General features: G+C 34.5%; 11 protein-coding genes, 2 pseudogenes and 1 riboswitch. Of the genes and pseudogenes, 7 read left to right on the forward strand and 6 right to left on the reverse strand.

Annotated features, from left to right (window positions below; translation table 11 throughout):
* The 5 genes from COB47_RS02500 to ribD form a co-directional block, all read right to left on the reverse strand.
* Complete coding sequence (locus COB47_RS02500) at positions 1 to 423, reverse strand: stalk domain-containing protein (protein ID WP_013289835.1); 423 nt, start codon at positions 421 to 423, stop codon at positions 1 to 3.
* Positions 424 to 528: 105 nt separating this feature from the next.
* A complete protein-coding gene (gene ribH / locus COB47_RS02505) occupies positions 529 to 996 on the reverse strand; it encodes a 6,7-dimethyl-8-ribityllumazine synthase (protein ID WP_013289836.1) in 468 nt (155 codons plus the stop codon).
* Positions 983 to 2,191, reverse strand: a complete 1,209-nt coding sequence (ribB, locus tag COB47_RS02510) for a 3,4-dihydroxy-2-butanone-4-phosphate synthase (protein WP_013289837.1) — start codon at positions 2,189 to 2,191, stop codon at positions 983 to 985. The genes ribH and ribB overlap by 14 nt, the downstream gene beginning before the upstream one ends.
* A gap of 5 nt (positions 2,192 to 2,196) precedes the next feature.
* Positions 2,197 to 2,775, reverse strand: coding sequence for a riboflavin synthase (locus COB47_RS02515; RefSeq protein WP_013289838.1), 579 nt, complete (start codon positions 2,773 to 2,775; stop codon positions 2,197 to 2,199).
* Positions 2,768 to 3,883 (reverse strand): bifunctional diaminohydroxyphosphoribosylaminopyrimidine deaminase/5-amino-6-(5-phosphoribosylamino)uracil reductase RibD, encoded by a 1,116-nt coding sequence (gene ribD, locus COB47_RS02520; protein WP_013289839.1) that lies wholly within the window; start codon positions 3,881 to 3,883, stop codon positions 2,768 to 2,770. The genes COB47_RS02515 and ribD overlap by 8 nt, the downstream gene beginning before the upstream one ends.
* A 119-nt stretch (positions 3,884 to 4,002) precedes the next feature.
* Positions 4,003 to 4,131: riboswitch (FMN riboswitch) on the reverse strand.
* 254 nt (positions 4,132 to 4,385) lie between these two features.
* Here ribD and COB47_RS02530 point away from each other — a divergent pair.
* From COB47_RS02530 to COB47_RS02555, 5 genes and pseudogenes are all read left to right on the forward strand, one after another.
* The gene (locus COB47_RS02530; protein ID WP_013289840.1) at positions 4,386 to 5,522 is read left to right on the forward strand and encodes a helix-turn-helix domain-containing protein; all 1,137 of its coding nucleotides are present in this window, start codon (positions 4,386 to 4,388) and stop codon (positions 5,520 to 5,522) included.
* Between the two features lie 377 nt (positions 5,523 to 5,899).
* A pseudogene (locus COB47_RS02540) lies at positions 5,900 to 6,511 on the forward strand (IS607 family transposase).
* On the forward strand, positions 6,480 to 8,018 hold the full coding sequence (locus COB47_RS02545) for an IS200/IS605 family accessory protein TnpB-related protein (RefSeq protein ID WP_013289841.1): 1,539 nt from the start codon (positions 6,480 to 6,482) through the stop codon (positions 8,016 to 8,018). The pseudogene COB47_RS02540 and the gene COB47_RS02545 overlap by 32 nt, the downstream one beginning before the upstream one ends.
* 34 nt (positions 8,019 to 8,052) lie before the next feature.
* Complete coding sequence (locus COB47_RS02550) at positions 8,053 to 8,334, forward strand: amidase domain-containing protein (protein ID WP_237698983.1); 282 nt, start codon at positions 8,053 to 8,055, stop codon at positions 8,332 to 8,334.
* Positions 8,335 to 8,353: 19 nt separating this feature from the next.
* Positions 8,354 to 9,022, forward strand: coding sequence for a hypothetical protein (locus tag COB47_RS02555; protein ID WP_013289842.1), 669 nt, complete (start codon positions 8,354 to 8,356; stop codon positions 9,020 to 9,022).
* Between the two features lie 299 nt (positions 9,023 to 9,321).
* Here COB47_RS02555 and COB47_RS12505 read toward each other — a convergent pair.
* Positions 9,322 to 9,584 (reverse strand): annotated as a pseudogene (locus COB47_RS12505) (IS256 family transposase); the annotation flags it as partial.
* Between the two features lie 16 nt (positions 9,585 to 9,600).
* Here COB47_RS12505 and COB47_RS02560 point away from each other — a divergent pair.
* Together COB47_RS02560 and COB47_RS02565 are read left to right on the forward strand one after the other, a co-directional pair.
* The gene (locus COB47_RS02560; RefSeq protein WP_013289843.1) at positions 9,601 to 10,281 is read left to right on the forward strand and encodes a hypothetical protein; all 681 of its coding nucleotides are present in this window, start codon (positions 9,601 to 9,603) and stop codon (positions 10,279 to 10,281) included.
* Between the two features lie 260 nt (positions 10,282 to 10,541).
* A complete protein-coding gene (locus COB47_RS02565) occupies positions 10,542 to 11,528 on the forward strand; it encodes a LacI family DNA-binding transcriptional regulator (RefSeq protein ID WP_013289844.1) in 987 nt (328 codons plus the stop codon).
* Positions 11,529 to 11,555: the final 27 nt, after the last annotated feature.

Consider the following 11,555-nt stretch of genomic DNA (forward strand, 5'->3'; position numbering starts at 1 on the left):
CTATTGGCAATAATTTTTATTCAACAAGCTATAAGTTTTTAAAGTAGAATAGGGCACACAAATTCTATTTTGTATTATTTGCATTGGTCCATCCATATAAAAGTTTTTACCATTGAATATGACTACATTGCTGTCGAGCTTAAATATAAATTCATTTTGGTCAATTAAAAACTTTGACTGAAGAAAGTTATAGTCTTTTGAGTCAAATGTAAAACTTCCACCCATTAATCTTGAAATTTCATAAAGATAAATATACTCTACTGAACTTTTATTAATAATAGTGATGTAAGATGGGTTGCCATTTGCATCAAAAAATAGAGCTTCTTCTTTTTGCATATCAGAGGCAAATGAAGGAGAAACTATGACTAAAGATAAAATTATAATAATAACAACAAATAGCCAGAATCTTAATAAACTTTTCATAAAAGCCCCGCCTCTTTCATTTAAAGTTTTAATATATTTTCATTATAAAGGCAGGTTTTTACTCAGCTCAAATGAAATACTTTCCAAAATGACTAAACCTCATTTTTATAAAGAGATATTTTTCATCAAATTTGCCATCTCCAAGGCAGAAAGGGCTGCGTCAAACCCTTTGTTTCCTGCTTTTGTCCCCGCTCTTTCGATTGCCTGGTCAACTGTGTCGCATGTCAGAACACCAAATATAACTGGAACTTCTTGTTCCAAGGAGACATTAGCAATCCCTTTTGAGACTTCTGCGCTTACATACTCAAAGTGTGGTGTGCTGCCACGAATCACTGCACCAAGTGCAATTATTGCATTGTATTTTTTTGACTTTGCAAGTTTTTTGCACACAAGAGGTATTTCAAAAGCACCTGGTACATAATATATATCGATATTTTCACTGTCCACATCATGCCGTTTAAGACCATCCAAACAACCTTTTAGAAGCTCATCTGTAATGAATGAATTAAATCTTGAAATGACAATTGCAAATTTTAAATCTTTTCCACAAAAGCTTCCTTCAAAAGTTCTCAAAGCTATCCTCTCCTTTTATTAAGATTTCATGCTTTTTCTTTAATATTTTCGAATGTATATATTTCCTGTTATACGGATTTACCACAATTGGAGTAGGTATTCTCTTTAAAATCTCAATTCCACAATCTTGCAAAAAAGAAATCTTTTCAGGATTGGATGTTGCAAGATTAATTTTACTTATACCAAAGAACCTTAAAATATGCAATGCATCGAAATAATCTCTTAAATCATCGTCAAAGCCCAGAATATTGTTTGCCTCATAGGTATCAAAACCTTGCTCTTGATATGCATATGCTTTTATCTTGTTTGCAAATCCAATTCCTCTTCCTTCCTGGTCAAGGTAAATGAGCATACAGTTTTTGTTCTCTGACATAAACTGCAAGAAAAATTCAAGCTGTTGGTGACAATCACACCTCAAACTGTGAAAAATGTCTCCTGTCTTGCACGATGAGTGTATTCTTACATTTACCGTCTGGCTTGGGTTAAAAGTTTTATTTATCAGCACAGCATGTTCTTTTTGAGAAAAATAGTTTTTGAAAGCAAAAATCTTAAACTTTCCATACTGTGTGGGAAGTTCTGCCTCAGCTTCTTTTTGCACTGTGGGATGATTTAGTAGAATATATTTTTCAATCTCCTCAATTGTGGTAACAGGTATTGAAAATCTCTTTGCTAAGCTTTTTACATACTCTTTGTTGTGACTGTCTCCTTTCTCGTCTAAGATTTCAACCATGACTGCAGCCGGAAAAAGGCTTGATAGTCTGCAAAGGTCCACAGCTGCTTCTGTGTGACCTTTTCTTGCTAAAATACCTTTTTCATGAGCAACAACAGGACTCACATGCCCTGGTATTTTAAAATCAGAAGCTGCAGCATTTGGGTTTGCAAGTTCTTTGCAGGTAATGCTTCTTTCTTCAGCTGATATTCCTGTTTTTGTATTTTTGTGATCAACTGTAACTGTAAAAGTGCAGGTGTTTTGAGTATTATAAGGAACGTATAAATTCAAGCGCCTTTGAATTTCTTTGTCTATGGCAACGCAGAACATTCCCTTAGCGTGATTTAAAACAAAACTTATTTTATCAGCTGTTGAAAATTGAGCACCCAAGATTAAGTCTGCCTCATCTTCCCGGTTTTGGCTGTCAAATACTATTACAAACTCTCCATTTTTAAACTTCTGTATTACATCTTTCAAATCATACATGTCTATCACCTCAAATTTTCTTTCACAATCTTTGCAATGTAGTCAAATTCAATGTTTACATAATCACCAACCTTTTTGTACTTCAAGGTAGTATTCTCTAAGGTGTGTGGAATCAAAGAGATTGTAAAGTATGTGTCAAAGCTATCGACAACTGTAAGAGAAATACCATCAATTGCTACAGAACCTTTTTTTACAATCAACCCTTTAAAGTTTTCAAAAGGCTTTATTCCGATTATTCTACTTTTCCCATGAATTTTTTGCATACAGACTGTGCCAATACAGTCAACGTGACCAAGAACTATGTGACCACCAATTCTATCTCCCATCTTCAAAGCGGGTTGTAAGTTTACAGGCATTCCCTCTTTTAAAAATTTGAGTGTTGTCCTTTCAATTGTTTCGGGGGAAAGGTCAAAGTCAAATTTGCTATTTGCAATATTTGTAACTGTCAGGCACACACCATCAACTGCTATGCTGTCACCAATTTTTGCTTCTATCTTTTTCACTTCTATACTCAGCTTTGCAATATCCTCAATTTTTTTCATTGTAATAACCCTACCAACCTCTTCAACAATACCGCTAAACATAACTTATATCTCCTTCAATGATAGTAGAGTTTTTAAAAATTGTGACTTTTGGATTTACAAGCTTTGGGAAAAACTCTTCAAAGCCTTCCGCACCAACTACACCTTTTGTGTTCTGACCCCCTATAAAAACATTGAATATCAATGAATACCAGTAATCAGCAATTCTTTTTTTCAAAAGAGAAAAGTTCAGCATACTTCCTCCCTCAACAAGAACTGATATTATCTTTTGCTGTGCAAGTTTTGAAAATACATCTGAAAGTTCAAGATGACCATCTTCTGATTGCTTTGCAAAGATTATTTTTATTCCTTTTTGAGAAAGAAGTTTTATTTTCTGGGTATCATTTACATTTTCACTGCACACAATGTAGGTAGAATACTCATCAGAGGTTTTTACAATATTGCACTCTAAAGGAATTCGAAGGTTTGTATCAATTACAACTCTTATAGGTTGTCTGATTATTTCACCATACCTCACATTTAAAATTGGGTTATCTGAAATTACAGTATTTACAGACACAAGGGTTGCCATATATTTTTGACGAAGGCTGTGTACAAAGACGTTTTCGTCATCTGTGTTAAACAAAAATCTCTTATTTGAAGGTGTTGCAATTTTGCCATCAATGCTCTGAGCAACTTTTATGGCAATGTAGGGAATACCCTTTTTCATGTATTTAAAAAACTCTTTGTTGACACTTTCTGCTTCTTTTTGAAGCACACCTTCCACAACTTCAATCCCGTGCTGTTTTAAAATTTGTATGCCCTTGCCATTGACAAGGGGGTTTGGGTCTCTTGTGGCAATTATAACCTTTTTAATCCCACTTTTAATGATTGCTTCTGTACAAGGCGGCTGTTTGCCAAAATGACAGCAGGGTTCTAAAGAGACATACATTGTTGCATTTTTGAGCGAGTTGCCATTTTTTATTGCATCTTCGATTGCCAAAACTTCTGCATGCTTTTCACCATACTTTTGATGATATCCTTTTCCAATTATTGTTCCGTTTTTTACAATCACGCATCCCACTCTTGGGTTAGGCAGCACTAAAGGAGAAGCTTTCTTTGCAAGCTCGAGTGCCATATTCATGTAATAGCTGTGAGATAGGCACTTCAATAATATCCTCCCCTCCAACGAAAATTGATACACAAAAAATTAAAGCCTCGAAAGTGTTTTTCCACCTTCGAGGCTTTTTGGGCTTTTATATGATGTATAAGAAAATCTTCCTTACACATCCACTCCTTCTCCCATCCGGACTGTAACCGTTGGCACCGGAATTTCACCGGTTCTGCAAAAGCCTCGTTGGCTTTTGCTCGCGGGCTTTTACCGCCAGTGGGGAATTTCACCCCGCCCCGAAGGATGGACTTTTACCATTGGCTTATATTCGATTTTATATTTCATTATATTCATAAGTTTTCAAAATTTCAATAGCAAAATTTACCTTATACTCGAATAGGTGTAAAGATATTTACCACAGCGAAAGAATGTACGAAAACAATAATGAAAAGCCCATAAAAAGAATTGTGGCTGCCTCCCTCCTGTTTGATATAATAAAAAAGTGTAATATTCCATTCAAAAGAAACATCAAAAAACTACCAGGATGGGAGGGCAGCCTACTATGAATATTATACCATATCATGAACTCAGAAAAATATCTCCTGAAAAGGCCAGAGAATTAATTCGAAAAGTATTTGAGGCAAATAACAAAAACATATCAAAAACTGCTAAAATATTAGGTGTATCAAGACACACTGTAAGAAGAGCAGTATATGGTCCTGTTGAGGATAAGTCTAGAAAGCCTAAAACTTGCCCTAAAAAACTTTCTTCTGAGCTTGAAAATCTCATTATCCAAGAGGCTAAAAAAACAGGATTCAGATACAGACGTCTTTCTCTTTATTTATTCAGAAAATATGGCGTTAAAATAAGTGAAAACACGATAAAATCTATTCTCAAAAGAAATAGTGTGCCGAGAAAGACAAGAAAGACGAAAAAGGGAGAAAGAAGTCTTTACGATTATGAGTCTCTCATCCCATTTTCTGAATTTCAGCTTGATACGAAACATCTTTTAGACAAAGAAAGCCTCCCAAAAGAAGTATATGAGCACATGATAAAATACAATCTACCGTGTTATGAGTGGAACATGATAGATGTTGCTACAAGGACAAGATTTACAGCTTATTCATATGAGCTTTCATCTACTTTTGGTTTTATGTTCATAACATTAGTAGTTTTATGGCTTAGGACACATAATGTAAGAAACCCAATAAGGATAAGATTAGATAATGGAGCAGAGTTTTGTGGTGGGAGCGAAAAAAAGCTAAAGGAGTGGAATGAGATGTTGTCATTTTTGGGAGTAGAGCTAAATCCTATTCCACCAAAAGCAAAACACTTGATGGGTATAATTGAAAATTCACATAGAGCAGATGATGAATATTTTTTGATGATTCATGCTGAAAGATGCATAACAAAAGACGAATTTATGACAAGAGCTCAAAAATGGCAGGATACGTGGAATTTTTATAGACCTCACAATGGTAAAGGAATGAATGGGAGGACACCTTTCGAAAAGTTTAGAGATTCAAAAATTCTGGTCTCCTCCCATGTATTTCAATTTCCTACTTTACTTCTTGAAGACTTATTAAAGAAAGTGGGGACTTTTTATTCTCTGTTCTGTAATAAATTAGGTGGTAAATATGTCTTCACCACGTGCCAAAATTTACCTTATACAAAGTTTGTAGACTACAGCAAGGCTTAATAGTAATAATGCCCGAGTTTTGCAGCAAAAAATTATTATCAAATTTTAAACAATTTGATTTTACTGAGATAGAAAGTCAAAAAATTTTTAAAATTTTAGCAAATTTTTGTGGTGTTTTTTAGCAAAATGTGATATAATACTCTTAAAATATTAATTATGAGATATATTGAGAAAAGGTGCACTTATCCCATTTGATAAACAACGCGGTTGGTATTGTGAAAAAATGCTTTGGTGGTGGAATTGGGGGCAGGCTTGGAGTGTTGCAGATAGTCTAAGATATTGGTTACTTAGTGCAAATAATGCTACATATATAGGGAGGTCACAACAGTTGAAAAAAAACAATGCAAAAAGGTATAATTTTGACCAGGTGATATTAAATGTTACTAAGTGTACAAAAAGTTAAAGAGATATATGGCATTAGTCGAAGGCTATTTCCTAAACTGGGAAAAGGAAGGGTTAATAATACCTCTCAGGCTCCCTAAGGGAAGGAGAAGGTATAAAAAAGAAGACATAGAAAAACTACTTGGCATGATAGAAGAAAAACCAAACCAACCGTTGTTTTGTATGCAAAACTCTCCACTAAAAAGCAAGAAGAGTACCTTAAAAACCAAATCAGAAGACTTGAGGAATACGCAGAGTCTCAAGGCTGGCAGTATTGAGGTTATATCTGAAATAGCCAGCAAAGTAAAATGAAAACAGGAGAGGGCTATTAAAACTTTTGAACAAAATCAAAAGAGGAGAAGTTGCAAAAGTTGTAATAGAATATCCTGACAGACTTGCAAGGTTTGGATTTGAATATCTTAAGTTTTTCATGGAGAGTTTTGGGGTAGAACTTGTAGTGTTAAATGGCAGAGAAAACGAAGAAGATATAAAAGAAGAACTGGCAGAGGACTTAATAGCGGCAGTATACATCTTTTGCAGCAAGGATTTATTGGCAAAGAGGTGCTAATAAAAGACATGGTAACAGTTCAGGCCAAGCTAATCTTTGAGGGCAGTGAAGATAAGCAAAGAGTATTAGACCTTATGAGAAGATGGTCCTCTTGTATGAGGTATGCATATAAGAGGCTTCTGGAAGGGCATAAAAGGAATGAACTCAAAAAGCAGCTGCAGGGGATTTTCAATCTTAATTCTCGATACGTTGATGATGCGATAATGAAAGCAAAAAGCATTTTGACCTCATGCAAAGAAAGAGGAGAAAATCCCAAGAAGGTTGTTTTTGGTGGCAGGCAGCTTTTTGAAAAACTCCAGAAGAGGCACATAAACGGTAAAGCGTACAAGAAACTTCAACTTAAGTGGCAGGAGAAGAGGAAAGGGAATCTGTACTCAAGAGGAGACAGGAGCAAGAAGGGGAATCTCAACACAAGGATTGAGATAGATGAAGATTGTACAAGACTTAGAATCAACGTAGGAGAAAGGGAGTACGTATATGCGAGAATACAGCCCGGATGGAAGATAAAAGATGGGAGGTATATTGATAGGAATCAACTTCTTGAGGCGATAAGTATTTGTGGACAGCCATATTCTGTCCAGCTGAAACTTAAAAGTGGTGTAGTATATGCCTACTTTGCTATTGAAGAAGTTTTTCCTCAGCCTGCGATAACGAGAGCGAATGGAGTTATAGGGATAGACACGAACGCATATCCGAGGCACGTGGCATGGGTAGAAACAGATGAGCATGGACAGCTTCTGGGATATGGCAGAATACCAATGCCAGAACTTGAGAGCGGGAGTTTTGAGAAAAAGGAGTATTACAGGTGGCAGTATGCACACATGATAGTACAGATGGCGAAAGAGAAGCAAAAAGCCATAGTGATTGAGAGCCTTAGCATAAAAGACAGGGGAAGAAGAGAAGATTTTTCAGGTAGAAGATCAAGACGAATAAGGCATTACTTTGGGTACAGATCACTTCTGGAGAAGGTAAAACTTTTAGCAAAGCGAGAAGGGATAGAGGTTATAGAAGTAAACCCTGCATATACTTCGGTAATAGGGATGCTGAAGTATGCACCGCAGTTTATGGTGAGCAAGGATGTTGCTAGCTCGTACGTGATAGCTCGAAGAGGGCTTGGCTTGAGAGACAGAATACCGCACAACTATATGATGTTTCTCGGTAGACTTGATGTAAACGAACTGGAGGAACTGAAGGAGTACGTAAGGAAGGTAGTTAAGAACACATACGTTAGGAAAAAGCAACTCAGAGAGATAGGTAGAGTGATAAAGTTTTTACAAAGCCTTGAGAGTGAGGCAGAGAGACTATCTGTACCACTGGATGGAACAAGTACAGGTAGTCGTGGCAAAAACCACAATCTCTGGCAAGTTCTCAAGGTAGCGGTGGTGACTCCACTCTCTCCTGAGAGGGTTTTAAGAGACCTCTCTGTCCTGAAATCGCTTTTGGTTTCGGGGCAAGTGGGGAAGACCTATAAAGGCGCAAGTTCCTGTTTCTTGGGACAGGGGCTATGGCTTTCCCAAATACCGCCTGCTGGGGCTGGGAAAGCTTGAAGGGCGGGCTATAAATACTCCAGCCGCCAAACTCGTGCAATTTTGCACAGTTTGGTTGACCAGGTGGGATTATAATTCTCAGTTAGACTTTAACTATTTATTGAAACCAGGAGATATATTATTCTATGATTGGAATTCTGACGGAACATATGATCATTCTGCTATTGTAGTGGTTTATGCCAGAGACCCTAATTCTGGGATAAACGGTGTTTTACAAGATCAACACACAACAGATAGAAAATGGGCTATATGGCACTTAAAGCCATATAATCTTAATCCTTGGTCTACAATTATATTTGCTGTTAGACCACAATAGGATAGGGAGGAAAAATTTTGTGAAAAAAAGAAAATTATTTGTATTAGGTTTATTAGCACTTATTACAATAGTTGCAACTATAATTAGTTATAATGCAAAAAGTATTCAGCAATTAAATAATGAGGAGGAAATAAAAAGAGTAGTGAAGAGTGCACTAAATATTTATAGTAAAATTGTGTATCCATCAGAGTATACAAAATCCCCAGATATTAAAATTCCTTCGCAGCTTATAGACAGAAAGATGAATGAAGTTACCCAAGAATGTGAGAAATATTACAGTGCAAAGTCAGGAATTTTAGCAAATAAAATAAAGGTTTTTCAAACAGCTGTTTTAGGAGATGCTTATTCACCTTCTGATATAAGGACTGTTGAATGGAAAATAAATAATATAAAATTTTTAGAAACAAGGATTGAAGGTGATACAGCAACAGTCATAGCAGATGTATATTGCGAAAACAAAATGATTGCGTTGATTCCAATTGATAATATAAATGAAAATGTAAAGCCTGAAGAAATGACAATAGAATATCAGAAAAGGCTGTATGAAGAAACGCAAAAACTTCCAAAAAAATTGGTGACATATAATCCCAAAGGTGTAATGAGGTATTATTTTAATTTAACAAAAGAAAACGGAATATGGAAAATAACTTCAGAAAACTTTAATTACCTGCCAGGTTATGAGCCTTAATATTATTTCAACTTCTGTTTTGTTGTATAAAAAGTTTCTATTTAAGGTATGTTAAAAGTTGTGTTAAAATTCAAGCTTCCTTTAGTGACAATAATGAAAAAAGAAATAATTAAATAATTCCTACTAATCTGGCTCTTTGTCAAAAAGATGTTGATATTTAGAATTTCACACTACTTTTGACAAAGAGTCTTTTTCTTCTATTTTACCTGCAAATCTCCTTTAATCAATATAGACAAAATATGGTCAATCAAGGCTTGTTAAGAATTTTGCACTTCCAATTTATAACGTTAGTTATAAAGTTAGGTTATATTGTTAATGCATTTTCTAATGCTGGGGACTCCATTTTTCCATTTTGTACGGCATAAGTTCTCTTCCTGTAAGTAAATATTAATTTCTAAAACTTCAACAGACTGAAAGTATCCACCTGAATTTACTTCTTGCCTTTTCAATATCATGCTATTTACACATAAAGCGGTGTTTGTAGAAAGAGCTTCCTTAATTCCTCAGGGTATTTCATATGGACAGAATAAAACTCTGCTTTTTCTGATATTGCAGCAATAAAATCGAGGAGTGAGAATATGAAAATAAAAATATTTTTAATGATTTTGTTTTTTATTCTTTTGGGAATAATACTTTTCTTTGGTAATGGAGAACCAAGATACTTTATAGTTTTTCTTCTTGCTTTTTTTCCAATTGGAACTTTTTTATTTTTTGCAGGTGCGTATAAATTTCTTATCTTGTTTTTGCAAAAGAAAGGCAATACTCAAAATGTTAGTAAAATTAAAAAGTGGGTTGATGAGAATCTGAATTTTTTATTAAAAATGATTATTTATCACTTCGTCTGTATTTTGATATTCATAATTTACACTTCAGCTGCATGGGATAGTTTATTAAATTCATCTTCCATTGATTCTTTTGTTATATACACACCAATACTAATTTATGAGATTAGAAACAATAGTTTTGTTTTAGTCCTTATATTGTTTTACATTTTTGCTCTTCCGTTTTGGATATCAATTGATATTTACATTTACAGTGTGGGATTTTTGATAACTTTTATTCAACACAAAATAAATATGCTTAAGTTTAATACTAAAATGATAGGTCCATTATCTCCATGGGAATATTGTATAGCAAGTTTTTTACAATTCGATTCACCGTTAACTATTTTAAACACTATTCTGCTCTATCTTTTTACACTGATATTAACTTTTGCTTTTGTTAAATTATCTTTTTCAAAACTCAGAAAAATTATATAAGTTGTGATAAATAAACATAAAAATTGTTAAGAATTTAAAAGTTATTTTCAAAAAATTTGTGAAGTGGAAAAATCGACTGAATATACGATAAGAATATCAAGTGAAGTTTCAATATCCAAAGGTAAGTAGTAGTTTACTAAAATTTTTGTTGAAAAACCAAACAACAATGTGATAAAGTATATAACAAAGAATAATCGAAATCGCTTACAACTTCTATATTTTATAAAATTGTGAAGCAAAATGAAAGGGGGTAGTGTATTTTGCCGTCAATTGAAGATGTTGCAAAAAGAGCTGGTGTTTCAAAGGCAACTGTATCAAGAGTTATAAATGGAACAGCGAATGTATCTGAAAAAAAGAAAAAGGCTGTTTTGGAAGCCATTAAAGCTTTAAATTATACTCCGAATGTAACAGCAAAGAATTTAGCAAGAAGAAAGACGGATACAATAGGAATAATAATCCAGCAACTGAGCAGCTGGTTTTACAGTGAAGTAGTTGCCTTGCTTAACCAGTATATAACTCAGCGTGGATACGGAGCTATATTTTGTCAACTAATAGATAATATTGACTACTTTAAGTTCCTTGTGGGAAGAGTGGATGGAGTTATAGTTTTTGGATATAAAACTATTAATAAACAAGCATTAAAACTATTATATGCTAATAATGTTCCAGTTGTTCTTGCTGAGAACAACACTGAGTTTCCAAATGTTCCAAGAGTAAATGTAAACAATCTGCAAGGTGGCTACATTGCAACAAAGTACCTTATTGAAAAAGGTTGCAGGAAAATCGTACATATATCAGGTCCACTTGAGTCTTTTGAAAGTATTGCAAGATATGAGGGATACAAGGCAGCATTGAGAGATTTTGGTGTAGACTTTGATGAAGAACTTCTCATCGAAGGAGATTTCATGTTTCAAAAGGCATATGAAAGTATAAAAAAGCTTTTAAAAAACAAAAAAATAGATGGTATATTTGCAGCCAACGACCTTATGGCATATGCAAGTATGTATGCATTGGATGAGATGGGGATATCTGTTCCTGATGATGTAAAGGTGGTTGGATTTGATGATGTGGATTTAGTAGGACTTCAGCTCAGCAAGATGCCAAGACTTACAACAGTTCGTCAACCAATTGACCTTATGGCAAAGACAGCTTGTGATATTCTTTTTGGAAAAATAGATGATCCAACCAAAAAATTTGAAAGTGAATATATTCTTGACACACAGCTTATAGTAAGACAATCTGCTTAATATATATTTTAAAATTCAAGAAAGGAA

The organism is Caldicellulosiruptor obsidiansis OB47, from assembly GCF_000145215.1.
Classification (GTDB): domain Bacteria; phylum Bacillota; class Thermoanaerobacteria; order Caldicellulosiruptorales; family Caldicellulosiruptoraceae; genus Caldicellulosiruptor; species Caldicellulosiruptor obsidiansis.